Here is a 273-nt window from a genome sequence, read left to right as displayed (position 1 = left end):
TAACCGTTGTTCCAGCACAAACGGTCAAAGCGCCATCGCTACCTGCATTCGGTAAAGGTTGTTCACTTACTACGACTTCCGAAGTATCATTACCGGTACAAGGCACAGTTGCGGCTACGGTGTAGGTATACGTTCCCGCACCTGCCATGACGGGGGACCAGGTCCCACCTAGGTCAGGAGTGCCTCCGAGTTCATTAAAAAGTTGGGATTCGGTTACAGTCTCTCCTACGCATATTACGAGGGAACCATCGGTACCTGCATTCGGTAAATCTT

The 273-nt window shown here is 50.9% G+C and carries 1 protein-coding gene; it reads right to left on the bottom strand.

Annotated features, from left to right (window positions below):
- Positions 1–273: hypothetical protein (locus KO521_RS00680; RefSeq protein WP_215938001.1), on the bottom strand; the 273-nt coding region annotated here is incomplete at both ends.

Source organism: Zobellia uliginosa (assembly GCF_018860745.1).
Taxonomy (GTDB): Bacteria; Bacteroidota; Bacteroidia; order Flavobacteriales; family Flavobacteriaceae; genus Zobellia; species Zobellia uliginosa_B.
This window is presented reverse-complemented; position numbering and strand designations above follow the sequence as displayed.